Raw genomic sequence first — 17,227 nt, forward strand, 5'->3', positions numbered from 1 at the left:
TTCTTGAAATTGAATGGTCTTCTAAAAATTAACGTTTAGTCCGAATAAGTACGATTTACTTCTTGGGTAAGCAGCGTAATCAACGCCTGGTGTAAGCGGAGTGTTCCGTCTGGTCGAAACCTCTGGATCGAAACCGGTATAATTGGTCCATAACCAAACGTTATAAGCAGAAGCATAAAACCTTAATTTCTTCATTTTTAACTTACGCGATATTTTTTCAGGCAGGGTATAACCTAGCGTAAGGGTCGATAACCTTAAAAATGAACCATCTTCCACAGCCCAATCGCTTAATACAAAAGTTCTGGTATATGGCGACCATAAAGTGGTGTTTGCATTCATGGCTGATAATTCTGCAGGATCATTACTAATTGTTCCGTCCGCTCTTAAATTTGTCCACCGCTGTCCGCTTTCCATAACTGAAATCATGTTTCTTGAAGCGTATTTGCTGGTAGAGGTATACTCGATTTTATTGGCATTATATACATCGTTACCATAACTCCAGTTAAAGAATGCACCAATATCAAAGTTGTAAATTCTCGAATTAAGCGAGAAACCACCGGTGTTTAATGGGTTGGTATTACCGATGATAGACCGGTCGGACAGATCAATTTTTCCATCTCCGGAAATGTCTTCAATTTTCATTGTGCCAGGGCGTACAGTACCTACAAATGAAGTAGCATCAACTACACCTGGCTTTAATGTCCATTTGCCGCTTGTGGCATTATAACCGGTAAAATCAGATACTTCGTATCTGCCGGCACTTTTATATCCGTAAATACGGCCAATGGACGCCCCCTCTTCTACCAGATAATCTACGCCAACTTCTGTTGATGCCCATCCCGAGGTACCATTAATGTTTTTAACAGAACCTAAAGAAATCACCTTGTTGCGGTTAAAGCTGATATTTGCATTGACTGTTAAGTCGAAATTCTTTTCTTTTATTGCTGTCCAGTTCAATGAAAATTCTAAACCTTTATTCTGTGTCTGGCCCAGGTTACGGTACTGTGCATCATAGCCTGTACCTCCAACAGGGAATAAGATCAAAAGGTCTTTTGTTTTATTTAAGTAGGCATCAATTGTACCTGTAACTTTAGAATCAAATAAAGCAAAATCCAGCCCGATGTTTCTGGTAATGGTAGTTTCCCATTTTAAATCGGGGTTTGCCATGATTTTCGATGCCGCCCAGTAGTTGTTGAAACCATTTATCCAGGTGGTGTTATAATTTTGGAACGATTGGGTAATTTGGCCTGAAGGAATATTGTTGTTACCTGCGGCGCCATAACTCCCCCTTAACTTTAGATCGGTTAACCAGGATTTTGTATCGTTCATGAATTCTTCCTGAGAGATTCTCCAGCCTGCAGAAACCGATGGAAAATAACCCCAGTGGTTTACGGCAGAGAATTTAGAGGAACCATCGGCCCTGAATGTTGCACTTAATAGATATTTGCCTTTATAATCGTAATTGGCTCTACCAAAAAATGAGAATAATTTATCATCTGGTAAAAAATTGTTATCTATTATTGAAGCTTTACCCTGCGTGGTTAATACCCTGGTTTGGTCGAATGTAAATGTTTTTGGAAAGCCACGAACTTCGGTAGTTAAGGTATTTTGCTCAGTTTTGATAAATTCCTGACCTAATAAAACATTCAGGTTATGGCTTTTTCCAAGGATTTTATTAAAGTTATAATTAAGTGTATTCGTATTCCTAAAACTATTTCTAATGGTATTCATGGAGTTGAGTACAGGAAGGTTCGGGTAATCGGCCAGGTTTTTTACATAGTAAGTTGTAATGCCGTAAAAGCGATCCTGATCATTCCTAAATCCATCGTAACCTACTTCAGACCGAAGTTTCAAATTATCAATGATTTCGTAAGTTGCTGCTGCATTAACGTTATAGGTTTTACGGTGCGCATATTGGTCATTATCAGAAATGGCTACCAAAGGGTTGTATAAATTAAATTCATCATTAGTATCTGTTGATGCTGTTAGTCCTGGTACTGGAAACGACGGATATAAGATGGCATACTTCAGCCTTGAATCTGCAGATGACTTTTCATTTTGCTCATTGGTCCCTCCGCCATTTGTTTTGGTATCAGCATAGCGAAACCCAAAATCCAATGTGAGTGCATCGTACAATTTATGATTCAGCTTGAAATTGATATTTTGTCTTTTAAAATCAGACATTTGCATAATGGCCTTATCGGTAACAAAGCTGTGGCTTAGGCTGTATTTGGTTTTGTCGCTTCCGCCGGTAATGCTTAAATTTTGGTTAAAAGTTGTTCCGGTACGTCCAAATGTCAGGTCCTGCCAGTTATTTTCAGCAATATTATCATATAGATCTCTATCCTGATAATTTCCGAAATATTGTGTGTAATCTGTTAATGAACCATCTAATAATGCGCGTTCGTATTGCCAGTGCACATAATCAGAAGCGGATAAAACGCCTAGTTTTTTAGCTAATTTTCTTGTTCCCCCAAAAACATTATAGGTAATATTGGTTTTCCCATCTTTACTGTTTTTGGTTGTAACCAGTATTACGCCATTGGCACCCCTTGAGCCATATATGGCTGTTGATGATGCATCTTTTAATACATCAATTGATTCGATATCTTGCGGAGCAATGTCGGCTATAGAGGTTACAGGAAAGCCATCAACAATGTAAAGTGGCGAGTTATCTCCTGTAATAGATCCACCTCCTCTTATCCTGACATTAATTTGTGCATCTGGCGAACCTTCTGAAGTTGAAATACTAAGGCCAGCTACACGGCCCTGTATGGCTTCAAGCGCAGAAGAAACAGGAGCAGCAGCAATTACATCAGCACCTATAGATGATACCGCACCGGTGAGGTCTTTCTTACGTACAGTTCCATAACCCACATTTACGGTAACTTCCTGTAAAGTATTGGCATCTTCCTCTAAAATTACATCCATTTTTGATTGGCTGCCCATGGGAACAGAACGGGTTTTATAACCGATGTAGGTAAATACCAAAACGGCATCTTTAGCAGGCGCCATTATTTTGTAAATACCATTGGCATCGGTCCTTGCACCTATCTTCGTATCTTTAACGGTTACACTAACGCCAACCAAAGATTGTCCTGTAGTTTTGTCCTTTACCATTCCGGTAACCTGCCTGGTTTGAGCATATGTTATGGAAGATCCAAAAAAAGAGAAAAATGCTAAAAAGAGTAGAACTCTGCTCATAATTTATTTATTTGATGTGATTTGGTTATTTAAGCTCCTGCAATCGCTTGCATGTAGAATATAATTCTATTTCAGAATGTTATAGTTATTTTATATTTGGTTACATTGGGTTAACAATTTTACAAACTAAAAAGCAATTGAAACCAGATTTAACTAAAAAAGTGTGCAAACGTTCCCAAAAACGTTAATTTAACGTTTATAATATCAGTGCACAAATCGCCCTTAAGAGATATTTTTTGTAACTTGTACGCAATACGAACATGAGATTTGAAACATCTACCATAAAAGATATTGCTAAAGCACTCGGGCTGTCAACTTCAACGGTTTCCAGAGCTTTAAGAGACCGTTACGAAATCAGTGAAGAGACTAAAAAACTGGTTTTGGCCTATGCCGAAAAGGTTAATTACCGTGCCAATCCCATTGCCCGCAGCTTAAAAGAACGCCGGAGTTATTCTATCGGCATTATTGTGAGTGAAATTGCCAATAATTTTTTTTCGCAGGTCATCAATGGTATCGAGTCAATCGCTTATGATAAGGATTATCATGTGATTATTTCTCAAAGCCACGAATCATACAAGCAGGAAAAACTAAACGTAGAGCACCTGGCATCGCGTTCTATTGATGGTTTGCTAATTGCGTTATCGTCTGAAACGCAGGATATTGATTATTTAAGGCAATTGTATGCTAAAGGTTTGCCTATTGTATTTTTTGATCGCGTGCCGGTTGATTTTGAAACTCATAAAGTAATTGCCAATAACTTTAAAGGCTCGTTTGATGCCACAGAACACCTGATCCTGTCAGGAAAAAGAACTATTGCGCATTTAACGAATTCCGAAAACCTTTCCATAACAAAAGAAAGGCTGGCAGGTTATACAGCCGCTTTAGCTAAATATCATATCGGATTTAGGCCCGAATTGGTGAAATATTGTCAACATGGAGGGATGCATAGCGCTGAACTGGAGCAAGCAGTGAAAGAACTGTTACCGCTTAAACCCGATGGGATTTTTATTTCAAGCGACCGCTTAACCACAGGTTGTATTATGGCGCTAAAGAAAACCAATCCTGAAGTGGCACATAAGCTAGCAATTGCAGGTTTTACCAATTCCAATCTGGTTGATTTATTTTCGCCATCCCTAACGTCAGTGAAGCAGCCAGCATTTGAAATGGGTCAGGTAGCTACCGAATTATTGATTTCAATGATTGAAGCTAAAAGGCCCGTAACCGAATTCGAAACCCGGATTTTGGATACAGAATTGGTCAATATGGCGAAGCGGTGAGTGACTGGCCATAAGCCGTTGGCGGTTAGCGTTTAACGCTATTCAAATAAGCACTCCTATTTAGCAGGCGTTCTGATTATGCGCCTCGTATGAACGCTTATCGCTAAGCGCCGAACACTACTTTCATAAATCTTACTTCCTCCATATTACATTTAACATTATCCCTCTTTTAATTACCTTTGCAGGATGGTAGAAATCATATTAAAAAAGGGCAAAGAGAAAGCGGCACTACAAAGGCACCCATGGGTATTTTCTGGAGCATTGGAAAAAGTAAAGGGAAAACCCAAAGATGGTGATGTGGTAAAAGTTTTTGCTTTCGATCATGAATTTCTAGCCTATGGATATTTCAACAGCAATTCGCGTGTTGCTGTCCGCCTTGTAGAATGGGACGAAACTCAGGCCATTGATCATGGCTGGTACCAGAACCGCTTGAAACAAGCCATTGCTTCGCGTCAGTTTATTTTAAACGAAGAGACCAATACTTGTCGTTTGGTTTTTAGTGAAGCCGATTTTCTGCCAGGCCTAATTGTTGACAAATACGCCGATTTTCTTTCTTTGCAGATTTTAAGCACTGGAATAGAGAAGGTAAAAACAGCAATTGTAGAAATTTTAAAAACTGAATTAAATCCAAAAGGAATATTTGATAAAAGTGATGCAACTGCACGTACCCACGAGGGTTTACCAATTGAGAATGGATTACTTTGGGGTGAAAATCCACCAGAATTTTTGGAGGTAAAGGAGAACGGAATTATTTATCATATTAACATTGCAGAGGGACAAAAATCAGGTTTTTACTGTGACCAACGTGATAACCGAAGTATTTTAGCGAGTTATACAAAAGGCAAAAAAGTTTTAGACTGTTTTAGCTATAGTGGAGGTTTTAGCCTGAATAGCTTAGCGAATGGCGCTGCAAGCGTTACCAGCGTAGATAGCTCAGGTTTAGCTGTTGAAACCCTGAAACAAAACATAGCCTTGAACCAATTTGATGGCGATAAAGTAACCGCCATCCAGTCGGACGTGAATAAACAACTCAGGGCTTTTAAAGAAGCTGGTGAATGGTTTGATGTGATTGTGCTTGATCCACCTAAATATGCACCATCACGTTCAGCCTTAGACCGTGCTGCGAGGGCATATAAAGATTTAAACCGTTTAGGTATGCTATTGCTAGAAAAGGGTGGTCTTTTGGCAACTTTCTCCTGCTCAGGTGCCGTTGATATCGAAACCTTTAAACAGATCATTGCCTGGGCAGCGCTTGATGCAGGGAAGGAAGTACAGATTATTAAACAATTCAGCCAACCGGAAGATCATCCGGTACGGATTTCCTTTCCTGAAGGGGAATACTTAAAAGGATTGTTGTTGAGGGTACTATAAGGTATACTGGCCGATCTATTTTAATCACCAAGACACGGCTGCCAAAGTTATTTTGAAATAACCAGATGTTACCGTGTCTTAGGAATAAATTGAAATTTAATACCTGATTATCCAACCATCACTTTAGCGGTAATGGCCAATCTGTTCCAGGCATTAATAGTCACTATTGCCATAATAATTTGCGCTAATTCCTGTTCATTAAAAAAGCTTGCCGCTTTTTGATAAGTGGCATCAGAAACATGGTGACTGATTAAGGTGACTTCTTCTGTTAAAGCTAAAACAGCTTCTTCTTGTGGTGTGAACAAGGTAGTTTCACGCCAGGCATTTAATAAATACAAACGTTGTTCGGTTTCACCTATTTTACGGGCATCAGTTGCATGCATGTTTAAGCAAAATGCACAGCCATTAATTTGCGATGCACGCATTTTAATCAATTCCAAAAGAATTGGATCCAGTTTGCTGGTTGATAAATATTTCTCTAAACCATACATGGCCTGGTAAGCTGCAGGTTCTACTTTTGGGATATCAATTCTATTTTCCATTTTATTTGTTTTTTGATTATGATGTAAAGTTCCACATCCTGACCCTGAAAAAACTTAATGTAGTTTAAGAAATGATTATTTAACCGCAAAGGACACCAAGGCTTTCGCAAAGTGCGCATAGGAGGGCTAAGAGTCTTCTTAGTTCGCCATTTAAATGTTACTGGAAAAATTGGTGCGATTCATTTCGACCGCAGAGAAGAAATCTATGGGTAATTCTTTAATAACAGAACGTACATATTTCTCCATTCCGATTTGCTCCGGTCGAAATGATGAAAATCAGTAAGCCCAGTCCTGCGTGCTTCGCGTTTCTTCCTCTGCGTACTTTGCGGTTAACAACGATTATTTCTTCGCCCTGATTTTACTTAAAAACTCAGGGGTAAAACCCAGGTAAGAGGCCAACATATACTGAGGCACGCGTTGTACAAACTCGGGAAATAAATGATTAAAATTGCGGTATCGCTCTTCCGCTGTTTGGCTATAAAGAAATTTGATCCTTCTCTGCGATGCCTGATGATTTTTTTGGAGGATCAATCTAAAATATCGTTCCAGCTTGGGTAATTTTTGGAACATTTCATCATAGCGATGATTTTCAATAGCGATCACTTCGGTTGCTTCGGCCGCCTGTATGTAAAATTCAGATTGCTCCTGAAAAAGAAAGCTGGTCAGATCAGTAATCCACCAGTTTTCTATGACAAATTGAATAGTCTGCTCAGCACCTTTTATATCAATGAAATATAGCCTTAAGCAGCCTTTCACAACAAAATAATTTGCCCTGCAGATTTGCCCTTGTTCTAATAAAAAGCCTTTCTTTTTAACAGATAGCGGTTGCAGAAACGGAGTAAGAATTTCTTGGTCATCCACACCCCAATCAATAAATTTTTTAATGTGCTGAAAAATTGCGCTACCCATTGCTAATTTATTTACCAGACAAAAATAATGATAACCATCACGATTTGGCTGAATTAAATTTTAGGCTTAGTTTGAAAGTATAAGCAAGAACCTTTAGGTCGCCTACATATCTGCGGCTTTTAAAATATCACTAGCATAATTGCCCCAGTCTTTTAAAGCACCTTTTAAAATGTCACTTAGTTGTTTTTTATCAACAGGCTTTCCTTTAGCGGGCGCTTTAAGCTTGTCATCAGCTATTTCTATATCCTTAACCGCAGTAGCGAACCAGGTAATATGTTCACGCGGTAGTGCTACACCCAGTATCATTCCCGGCAACCCATTAAAAGTTTCTGGCCCTCCTGATACAGGAATGCTTTCTGTGTAAAAAGCAACCACATAAATCGAATCCATTATTAAAGCGTTTGCCCTACGGCAATCGTAACCAGCAATGGTTCTAAACTCGTCCGTTATTTTCCAGTTGATCTTACGGACAGAATCTTTGACCAGGTAGGTTTCTTCGTAAACTGATTTTTGATTGATGCTCGTGCCCGACTTTAAATTTGTTAATATAATATTGTTCTGTTTGGCAGAAGCGAAATTGCTGGCCCAATTGTTATTAGTGCTTTCATCAGCTAGTGGATTAAAGAATGTGAGGTCATTTTTAAAAATAAGCTCACTTTTCAAAGTTTTAAACTGTGGGTTATTTTTTTGGTATTGTTCCAAGGCTTGGGCACTCCAAAAATTGTCAGGGTAACGTTTCGCCTGGTCTTTGAGCAAAGCATATATATTAATCTTTTTTTCAAATTCAATAATACCCTGGTTTACAAACCTGGCATTTTGTGCCATTGCATAATTTATAGTGCAAATAAGCATGAGTATAGCGTGTTTTAGTTTCATCTAAAATTTTTCAAAATATCTGTTTTAAACTATTTCTTTGATAGCAATGCAAATTATTTTTGAGGTGTTCCTCCACCCATTTTGTTAAAATCCCAAACTAAAGAGAACATAAAATATCGGCTGATATTATTGTAATTGGTTTGGGTAATCATATTTGAATAAGCAGATCGCCTGAAGCCCCGGTTTTGGTTAAACAGATCGTTTCCTCTGATGGTAAACTTCAAATCTTCTTTTTTAAAGAACGATTTTGTAATGGAAGCATTGATAATGACCTGTTCAAAACTGGTATCAAATGCCTGCGATTTAGGTGTATAGCTGTACTCTCCATCCGCCTGGAGTTTGATTTTCTTCGGTAAAGTGAAACTCATGCTTCCCCAGCCCTGTACGCCCCAGCCTTTATTAGATCGATCTTTTTGTAAAGAGGCTACCTGTGCATTGTAACTTGGACCAAAACTTAGAGAAATTTCACTTTTATCTTTATATCTGCTAATATCCAAAGTGGGGCTAAAACGGTTACTTACAATCTGATTTAATTCTACCTCGTTACTGAACTGACTTTTCACATAATTATAACTGGTATTACCCCCTGCATTCACACTTAAGCCAACTTCTGTATCAAATAAAAATTTCAGTTTTTTACTTATACTACTATAAATATTATAATTAACAGGGGTTTTATCTGAGAGATTCACTGACCTGGCAATTGTCTTTCCTGAACTATCGGTTTCTGTGTTGCTAACAATGGCTTTATTTACGAAGCCAAAATTACCACTGATGTATACTGATCGTTGGCTTAGCACTTTATAAGAATTATAGCTGGCACTAAAGCGATTATTAAATGATGGTGCAAGATCAGGGTTACCTAATGGTAGATACAGTGGATTATCATTTACTTTTACAGGTTGCAATTGATTCACTGTAGGTTGATTGGTGTTTCCATTATAGCTGATGCGTAAAGATTTTTGAGCAGAGAATTTATATAGGTAGCTGGCCTGTGGTAGCCAGTTAACAAAACTTCTTTGATAATGTTGACCGGAAAGCTGTTCCAGCTGATCAAAATTTACAGCGCTTACTTTACTCCCAAAACTAACGGTTGTTTTAGGCTTTTTATAATTAAGGATTGCTCCAGCCTGATTAATGTATTGCGTGGCTTTAAAATCATTGCTGAACTCTTTATCTAATACATCGTAATTCCCAGGTACCGATTGATTAAAAGATTTACGGTCAGAACGACTATCGTTAAGACTAAATCCATAATTTAAAACTAATGCCAACGATTTGCTTAATGGCTCATTATAAGTTACATTGGTATTTAAAACGGAATTATGTGTGTTGTTCGTTTTAAACTGATCGGTTACCTCACCTCCATTTTTTACACCTGCTTCATTAAAATACTTTACATCCGAATATAAAAATCCTTTACTATTGATCTGATTGATCATTTGACTAATGCTCACTGAAAAATTACGCCCCGGTTTTTTAAGCTTCTTGGTATAAAATGCAGAAATGTTAAAATTCTGCTCCTTACCATCATTGCTGTTCCTTTGATTATTACTATTTAACATCGTATTGTTGCCACGTAAACCCTCGCTATTTGAGTTAGAAGTATTGTCGCTGTTTTTAAGCATTCCATCAACTGATACCTTTAAATTACTTGTGGTATCTAACTTAATGGTATAAATAGCATCCAGTTTCTGCCTAAATACATTCCGGTCAGAGTTTTCATCGGTAGTAGTGTTAATGATTCCGTCTGGCAAATTGTTTTGGCTGATGGTATTTTTAGTGGTTTTAATACCTAAAGCGCCCAGCTTATAATTGGTATTAATGGTTTCCTTATCATTATTCCATTTATTATCATAATGTACGCCGCCGGTTATTGCCCTTGGTATACCCTCTCCATAATAATTACCACTTTCCAGTTCGTCTCCACTACCAAAGCTAAACCACATACTCCCGTCATCACCCATTTGCATGTTATCATTTCCTGTACCCAGTTTGTTATTGTCCTGCCAGCTTAGTCCTGTTGTACCATTATTTCCAGTTGTGCCATATACAGAAAACTTCTGTTTGGCTTTAAAGCGATTGAATAATACCTGTCCCTTATAAAAATCGTGAGTACCATAACCGGCATCAACTTTGCCGAAATAACCGCTTTTTTTGTCTTCTTTTAGTTTGATATTGATGGTTTGTGTTTTCTGTCCGTCGTCAACACCGGTAAAAGCTGCCTGATCGCTTGATTTTTCATAAAGTTGTACCTTATCTACCATATCTGCCCTTAAATTTTTGGTAACGAGGGTTGGGTCATCACCAAAAAACTCTTCACCGTCAACCAGTACTTTTGGTACAGTTTTACCCTGTGCAGTAATTTTTCCATTTTTATCTACCTGTATACCAGGCAGTTTTTTTAGCAGGTCTTCTACCTTATCATTCGGCTGGATGTTGTAACTTGAAGCATTGAATTCTGTCGTGTCACCCATAATCTTAATGGCTGCTTTTTCTCCCTTGATAATTACATCAGCAAGTATTTTGGCCATTCCGGTAAGATTAATCTTCCCATAATCTTTTACCTGGGTGGTAGAATCGAGGGTGAAATGATCCACGAAATCAGCATATTTCGGATAGGAAACCAATAAAATAAATCTACCGTTTTTAATTCCCGTAAGTTCGAATGTACCATTTTCTGCTGCGCGCGTAAATTTTACCAAAGTAGAGTCCTTTGCATTTAGAATCGCAATAGATGTTCCTGATAGAATTGTTGTTGAGGCGGTATCAATGGTTCGGCCTTTAATGGTATGAAGGCTTTGTGCTTTGGAATGCGTAATGATAAAAATGAAAAGACATAGCGAGAGCATCAAACGTTTCATAGACAGGATTTGGTTTTGTTTGCCGAATATAAACTAATGGATTAGTTATTCGAAATGATTTAACCTTTTTTAACATTAAAACCTAAATACAAGTTTATTTTGATCTTCGGTTTACTAACCAATCATTTTTCGTATAGGTTAATTCAGCGTTCGTCTATAAATAAAAGTGCATGGTATAATAGCCCATAACTGGCTGAAACGTTTTTACTATACCGCAGTCTTAATTACAAAACTACCTAATAATTAGGGATTTAAAATAAAAATTTATAAACATAAAAATATTAAGGTCATGAAAACTTCTATCAAAAATTTATTCGCAGCAGCATTGGTAATGATTACTTTAAGCAGCGCAACAGTTGTAGCAAATGCAACAGAAAATAATGCCAGTTATACTGCATTAACAAAAGTTAAAAACATCAGCAAAATTGTAGTGTCAGGAAACGTGAAACTGATCCTTGTTCAGGACGCCAAAGAAAGTGTTGAGGTATATGATCAATACTACACCAAAAATGCATTGGTGCAACAACAGGGGGAAGCGCTCAGAATCAGCTCTTTTGATAAAAATGCCTTAACCGTAATTGCTCACGTAAACAACTTGACTGCTATTGAAGCTTCAAATACCGCAAATGTAATTACAGCCGGAAATTTTAACCTGTTAAACCTAAGCGTTGTTTTAAATGATGAGGCAACGGCAGATATTAAATCCAATACCGTTAGTTTATCAACAAACGTTAAAGATGGTGCATCCTTAAAATTAGAAGGGACTACCCATTTACACCGAGCTATAATGGGTATAGCATCCAAAATCAATGTAGACGGTTTTACAGCTGAGGAGAGTAGTATCAGATTAACCGGGAAATCACTTTTAGCAAATAACAAGTCCCGTTATGATGACATACAGGTTTCTTTATTAGAAAAACTATTCTAACCCCATCATATATTTACTTTAAAGGCGCTAAATTTAAGTTTAGCGCCTTTTTGTTTTTATAAAGCTAGCTGGTCTGGATTTCAAATCCCGACCAACAAAATTTGAAATCCTGACCAACAAATTAAATCAAAGGTCAAATTTAATACCCTGTGCCAATGGCAACGTATTCGAATAATTGATGGTATTGGTTTGCCTGCGCATATAAGCTTTCCAGGCATCCGATCCACTTTCACGGCCGCCACCTGTCTCTTTCTCTCCGCCAAAAGCTCCACCTATTTCAGCGCCTGAAGTACCGATATTTACATTGGCTATACCACAATCAGAGCCATTAGCAGATAAAAACTGCTCTGCCTCTCTCAAATTCAAAGTCATAATAGCTGATGATAATCCTTGCGGAACAGCATTTTGTAAGGTAATGGCCTCGTCTAATGTTTTATATTTGATCAGGTATAAAATTGGAGCAAACGTTTCATGTTGAACAATTTTGAAGTCATTCTGAACCGCTGCAATGCATGGCTTTACGTAACATCCGCTGGTATATTCATTGCCAGATAAAACGCCGCCTTCTACCACAAAATTACCGCCTTCGGCCTTACATTTAGCTATAGAATCTAAATAGGCTACAACCGCATCGGTATCAATTAACGGACCTACGTGGTTATTTTGATCTAAGGGATCGCCAATACGCAACTGTTCATAAGCTTTAACCAGTTTCGCGGTAAAGGCATCATATACACTTTCATGGATAATTAACCTCCTGGTAGACGTGCAACGCTGGCCCGCTGTGCCAACCGCACCAAATACCGCACCGATTAAACTCATATCTAGATCGGCATGTTCTGATATAATAATGGCATTATTGCCCCCGAGTTCCAAGAGGCTTTTTCCTAACCTTGCGCCAACAGCAGCAGCTACTGCCTTGCCCATGCGTGTTGATCCGGTAGCAGAAATTAATGGAATTCTTCCATCGTTGGTCATGAGTTCGCCAATTTCCCGATCTCCCAGAACCAGACTGCATACGCCATCGGCTATATCATTATCCTTAAAAACCTTTGCTATAATATGTTGGCAGGCTATGGCGGTTAAAGGTGTTTTTTCTGATGGTTTCCAGATGCAAACGTTACCGCAAACCAAAGCCAGGGCTGCATTCCAACTCCATACGGCTACAGGAAAATTAAATGCAGAAATAATCCCTACAATACCCAGCGGATGCCATTGCTCATACATGCGGTGACTCGGGCGCTCGCTGTGCATGGTTAAACCATACAACTGCCTGGATAAACCTACTGCGAAATCACAGATATCGATCATTTCCTGTACTTCGCCCAGGCCTTCCTGTAAACTTTTTCCCATTTCATAAGAAACTAAAGTGCCCAGGGCATCTTTATTTTCACGTAATGCATCGCCAAATTGGCGCACCACTTCTCCTCTTTTTGGGGCCGGAACCGAACGCCAGGTTGTAAAAGCTTCTTGTGCTTTCATCACAACAGTATCGTAATCAGCTGCGCTGGCAACTTTAGCCGAAGCAATCAGCTTGCCATCCACAGGAGAATAGCTTTCCAATGTTTTTGCATTTGCGGCCCCGCCCCAATTACTTCCAATACTGTAGGCCGCATTTTCTGCCTCTACGCCTAATCTGTTTAAAATGGATTGAATATCTGTAGCCATATTTTTAACGATTTACACAAAAAAACAAAAAAATAAGGGAATGCAAACAACGTTTTGCCCTTAACTTTATCACAATTCTTAATATCTTGCGCTATACTACCATGCAATGAAAAACATCAAATTATTATTTATCGCCCTTTTATGCTTCGGGCTAGGCCTTAACGCGCAGACTAAAAAGGCGACCAATACCCTACTTTGGGAAGTATCTGGAAACGGATTAAAGAAACCATCTTATTTATTTGGAACACATCATTTTACAGATAAGCAGTTTGCAGATACCATGCATGTTTTACAGCAAAAATTAAAATCGGTTGATGGTGTAGTAGGGGAAATTGTAATGGATGGTACCTTGCAAGGGCGGATGGCCCCATTTTTAGTGATGAAAAATAATACGCTGGATAGTTTATTTACTCCGGCTGAATACAAAGAGGTAGACGATTATATCAAAGCCAGGAATCCGGCTGTAAACTTAAAACAATTAAACAAGTTTAAACCAGCAATGGTTGGTGTGCTGATGATGCTTCTTGATAACCCCGAAATGAGAAAACTGACCAATGGCATAGACGAAAGCTTTCAAAAATATGCCAAAGACAATGCTAAATCCATACATGGCTTAGAAACTGCCGAATATCAGGGGGCACTTTTGTTTGATGACGACCTGCAAAAACAGAAAAAAGCCTTGCTTAAATCGGTAAGAGAATCGGATAAAAATAAGCTAAAACTGCAAGAATTAACCGCCTATTACCTGGCGCAGGATATCGATAAATTAACCCAATTCTTCAAAACGCAGGATGAAGAAACCAAAGAGTTTATGACCGAGATGCTCAAAAACCGGAATCAACGCTGGTTAGATCAACTTCCTGCCCTGATGGAAAAAGAATCATTGTTTATCGCCGTTGGTGCCGGCCATTTAGTGGGTGAAGAGGGCCTGATAAAAGGACTACAAGATAAAGGTTATACCTTAAAACCAATAGGAACCAATTAGGTAAGGTAGAAAAGTGAATGGTAATTACCGCAATTCTTAATACCTTGCCATCAAGATACTGACTTATAAAAATCAAAAATGAATAAGAAAATTATTGCCTGCGGCGTATTATTAGCCGCTGTTTTTGCAACTAATCCGCTTTTGGCACAGGAACAAGCTGCGGGGAAATCAAACCTCAGCGTTTACCGCGTCACTCCAACTAAGATTAACGATCTGGTACATACCAAGCTAGATGTTTCATTTGATTACGCCAAACGCTATCTATACGGTAAAGCCTGGATAACCTTAAAACCTCATTTTTACACTACCGATTCCCTTACGCTTGATGCGCAAGGGATGGACATTAAAACGGTTGCGTTGGTTGGCGCCAAAGGAAATACCCCCCTAAAATACACCTACAATGACAATAAACTGTATATCAATTTAAACAAAAAGTATGCTAATACCGAAAAATATACGGTATACATTGCTTATACGGCTAAACCCGATGAATTGAAAGTTAAAGGGAGTGCGGCTATAACCGATGCTAAAGGTTTATATTTTATCAATCCTGATGGTACTGATAAAAATAAGCCAACACAGATCTGGACACAGGGCGAAACTGAATCTTCATCGGCCTGGTTTCCAACCATTGATAAACCTGACCAGAAAACAACCCAGGAAATTTCGATGACGGTAAAATCGAAATACACCACCCTGTCAAACGGAAAAATGGTGGGCCAAAAAAACAACGCCGACGGAACAAGAACCGATACCTGGAAAATGGATTTACCGCATTCACCATACTTGTTTATGATGGCTATAGGTGAATTTAAAATCACCAAAGACAATTATAAAGGTAAAGAAGTAAGCTATTACCTGGAGCCTAAATATGCACCTTACGCGAAACAGATTTTTGGTAAAACGCCTGATATGATCCAGTTTTATAGCAATTTATTGGGTGTAGATTATCCATGGAATAAATATGCGCAGGTGGTAGCCAGAGATTATGTTTCCGGAGCGATGGAAAATACGACAGCTACCTTACATGGAGAACAAGTGCAAAAAACAGACAGGGAGCTGTTGGACGGAACCGAAGAAGGTACCATAGCACATGAGCTTTTCCACCAGTGGTTTGGCGATTATGTGACGGCTGAGTCGTGGTCTAATTTAACCATGAACGAATCTTTCGCCACCTTTGGCGAGATCATCTGGCATGGACGTGATGCCGGCAGGGATGCGGAAGATAAATCGCGTTACGAAAAATTACAATCTTATCTCGGTTCCACTAAAAAAGGCGAAAGCCCGGTTTTGGCCCGCTTTTATTATAACGATAAAGAAGATATGTTTGATAATATCAGTTATGCTAAAGGATCGGTCATTCTTTACGCCTTAAAAAACCAAATGGGCGATGAAGCTTTCTATAAATCGCTTAACCGTTACCTGACTACCAATGCCTTTAAAAATGGCGAAACACACCAATTGCGTTTAGCCATGGAAGATGTTACCGGAAAAGATTGGAGCCCTTATTTTAATCAGTGGTATTACCAAGGTGGTCATCCGATTTTAAGTATCGATTATGGCTATGAAAACGGCAAGGCAACCATTAAAATTAAACAAACACAAGATACCAGTGTGCAAACCTTTACATTGCCGATTAAACTGGATATTTATGCCGGCGGTAAAAAAATCAGGAAAGAAATTCTGATCAATAGCCGTGAGCAGAATTTTAGTTTTGAAGTGGGTGCTAAACCAGATTTAATCGATTTTGATGTAGATAAAATCTTAGTCGGCGAAACCAACGACAATAAAACGGCCGAAAACTATTATTTCCAATATAAAAATGCGCCAAGTTATGCCAATAGAATTGAAGCCTTACAATTTATTATGCAGAGCAAAGCCAATAGCGGTCAAATGGTGTTATTGGAAGGCTTAAAAGATAAATCGGCAGATTTACGTGCATTAAGTATTGCTGGCATTAATTTAGAAGATGCCCAGATTAAAGCAGCAGCTTTACCAATTTTACTTCAGATGGCCAAAACAGATAAAAATACCGAAGCAAGATCAGCAGCCATTGTGAAATTGGCTGAAACCGGAGACCAGACCTATAAAGCATTAATATTGGAAAGCTTAAAAGATAGATCATACAAAGTAATTGCTGCCGGTGTTGATGGCTTGGCTAAACTGGCACCGCAGGAAACGATGTCGGCCATAGCAGGGTTGGATGAAGATACGAGAGCACATATAGCCCCATCAATCGCAACCCTATACATCAGCGATCCAAAAGATGACTATCAGGCATTTTATGATAATATCATGCTCACAGGCGATCGGGATAACGTGTTTGGTGTAGTTGGTCAGTATTTTCAGTATTTAAGAGCCAATACCAACCCGGCAGTTACCGAGCAGGGTATAAAGAATATTGGTAACGCCATTGAAAGATTAAAATTGCAGCCTTATTTAAATAAACAACTTGCCGGTGCTTATACTGCAACTGCACAGGGCAAAGCGAAACAGGCTGATGCTGCAAGCGGAGAAGCAAAAGCAAAATTGAACAAGCAGGCCGAGTTATTTAAAAAAGGTGCTGCCGATTTAAGCAAGGAATAAAGATCAGGCATTCGTCA

General features: G+C 38.7%; 11 protein-coding genes. 5 read left to right on the forward strand and 6 right to left on the reverse strand.

The features are described 5' to 3' along the window. Window positions 1–21 precede the first annotated feature (21 nt). On the reverse strand, window positions 22–3,204 hold the full coding sequence (locus PGN18_RS10350; RefSeq protein ID WP_335319415.1) for a SusC/RagA family TonB-linked outer membrane protein: 3,183 nt from the start codon (window positions 3,202–3,204) through the stop codon (window positions 22–24). 260 nt (window positions 3,205–3,464) lie between these two features. Between PGN18_RS10350 and PGN18_RS10355 the strand changes: the two genes are divergently transcribed. After that, the gene (locus PGN18_RS10355) at window positions 3,465–4,481 is read left to right on the forward strand and encodes a LacI family DNA-binding transcriptional regulator (protein WP_335319416.1); all 1,017 of its coding nucleotides are present in this window, start codon (window positions 3,465–3,467) and stop codon (window positions 4,479–4,481) included. Window positions 4,482–4,667: 186 nt separating this feature from the next. Then, window positions 4,668–5,852 (forward strand): class I SAM-dependent rRNA methyltransferase, encoded by a 1,185-nt coding sequence (locus PGN18_RS10360; RefSeq protein WP_335319417.1) that lies wholly within the window; start codon window positions 4,668–4,670, stop codon window positions 5,850–5,852. Between the two features lie 107 nt (window positions 5,853–5,959). Here the strand turns inward: PGN18_RS10360 and PGN18_RS10365 are convergent, their stop codons facing one another. The 4 genes from PGN18_RS10365 to PGN18_RS10380 form a co-directional block, all read right to left on the reverse strand. Beyond that, window positions 5,960–6,394, reverse strand: coding sequence for a carboxymuconolactone decarboxylase family protein (locus tag PGN18_RS10365; RefSeq protein ID WP_335319418.1), 435 nt, complete (start codon window positions 6,392–6,394; stop codon window positions 5,960–5,962). Between the two features lie 339 nt (window positions 6,395–6,733). Beyond that, on the reverse strand, window positions 6,734–7,303 hold the full coding sequence (locus PGN18_RS10370; RefSeq protein WP_335319419.1) for a Crp/Fnr family transcriptional regulator: 570 nt from the start codon (window positions 7,301–7,303) through the stop codon (window positions 6,734–6,736). 102 nt (window positions 7,304–7,405) lie between these two features. Then, window positions 7,406–8,179: a GLPGLI family protein gene (locus tag PGN18_RS10375; RefSeq protein ID WP_335319420.1), complete on the reverse strand. Its 774-nt coding sequence runs from the start codon at window positions 8,177–8,179 to the stop codon at window positions 7,406–7,408. A gap of 53 nt (window positions 8,180–8,232) precedes the next feature. After that, entirely contained in the window at window positions 8,233–11,043 is a 2,811-nt protein-coding gene (locus PGN18_RS10380) for an outer membrane beta-barrel family protein (RefSeq protein WP_335319421.1), read from the reverse strand. A 289-nt stretch (window positions 11,044–11,332) separates the two neighbouring features. Between PGN18_RS10380 and PGN18_RS10385 the strand changes: the two genes are divergently transcribed. Next, window positions 11,333–11,971 carry a GIN domain-containing protein gene (locus PGN18_RS10385; protein ID WP_335319422.1) on the forward strand — a complete coding sequence of 213 codons (639 nt, stop codon included), beginning with the start codon at window positions 11,333–11,335 and terminating at the stop codon, window positions 11,969–11,971. Window positions 11,972–12,097: 126 nt separating this feature from the next. On the opposite strand, the gene amaB is transcribed toward PGN18_RS10385, so the two are convergent. Then, window positions 12,098–13,639, reverse strand: coding sequence for an L-piperidine-6-carboxylate dehydrogenase (amaB, locus tag PGN18_RS10390; protein ID WP_335319423.1), 1,542 nt, complete (start codon window positions 13,637–13,639; stop codon window positions 12,098–12,100). Window positions 13,640–13,745: 106 nt separating this feature from the next. Here amaB and PGN18_RS10395 point away from each other — a divergent pair, with 106 nt between their 5' ends. Further along, window positions 13,746–14,624: a TraB/GumN family protein gene (locus PGN18_RS10395; protein WP_335319424.1), complete on the forward strand. Its 879-nt coding sequence runs from the start codon at window positions 13,746–13,748 to the stop codon at window positions 14,622–14,624. Between the two features lie 78 nt (window positions 14,625–14,702). Continuing rightward, entirely contained in the window at window positions 14,703–17,210 is a 2,508-nt protein-coding gene (locus PGN18_RS10400; RefSeq protein WP_335319425.1) for a M1 family metallopeptidase, read from the forward strand. Window positions 17,211–17,227: the final 17 nt, after the last annotated feature.

It is taken from the genome of Pedobacter terrae (assembly GCF_036946585.1).
Taxonomy (GTDB): Bacteria; Bacteroidota; Bacteroidia; order Sphingobacteriales; family Sphingobacteriaceae; genus Pedobacter; species Pedobacter terrae_C.

Bases quoted from the DNA above. Each gene is read 5' to 3' on its own strand.
- PGN18_RS10350 (WP_335319415.1), bottom strand. From the start codon at position 3,204: ATGAGCAGAGTTCTACTCTTTTTAGCATTTTTCTCTTTTTTTGGATCT.
- PGN18_RS10355 (WP_335319416.1), top strand. From the start codon at position 3,465: ATGAGATTTGAAACATCTACCATAAAAGATATTGCTAAAGCACTCGGG.
- PGN18_RS10360 (WP_335319417.1), top strand. From the start codon at position 4,668: ATGGTAGAAATCATATTAAAAAAGGGCAAAGAGAAAGCGGCACTACAA.
- PGN18_RS10365 (WP_335319418.1), bottom strand. From the start codon at position 6,394: ATGGAAAATAGAATTGATATCCCAAAAGTAGAACCTGCAGCTTACCAG.
- PGN18_RS10370 (WP_335319419.1), bottom strand. From the start codon at position 7,303: ATGGGTAGCGCAATTTTTCAGCACATTAAAAAATTTATTGATTGGGGT.
- PGN18_RS10375 (WP_335319420.1), bottom strand. From the start codon at position 8,179: ATGAAACTAAAACACGCTATACTCATGCTTATTTGCACTATAAATTAT.
- PGN18_RS10380 (WP_335319421.1), bottom strand. From the start codon at position 11,043: ATGAAACGTTTGATGCTCTCGCTATGTCTTTTCATTTTTATCATTACG.
- PGN18_RS10385 (WP_335319422.1), top strand. From the start codon at position 11,333: ATGAAAACTTCTATCAAAAATTTATTCGCAGCAGCATTGGTAATGATT.
- amaB (WP_335319423.1), bottom strand. From the start codon at position 13,639: ATGGCTACAGATATTCAATCCATTTTAAACAGATTAGGCGTAGAGGCA.
- PGN18_RS10395 (WP_335319424.1), top strand. From the start codon at position 13,746: ATGAAAAACATCAAATTATTATTTATCGCCCTTTTATGCTTCGGGCTA.
- PGN18_RS10400 (WP_335319425.1), top strand. From the start codon at position 14,703: ATGAATAAGAAAATTATTGCCTGCGGCGTATTATTAGCCGCTGTTTTT.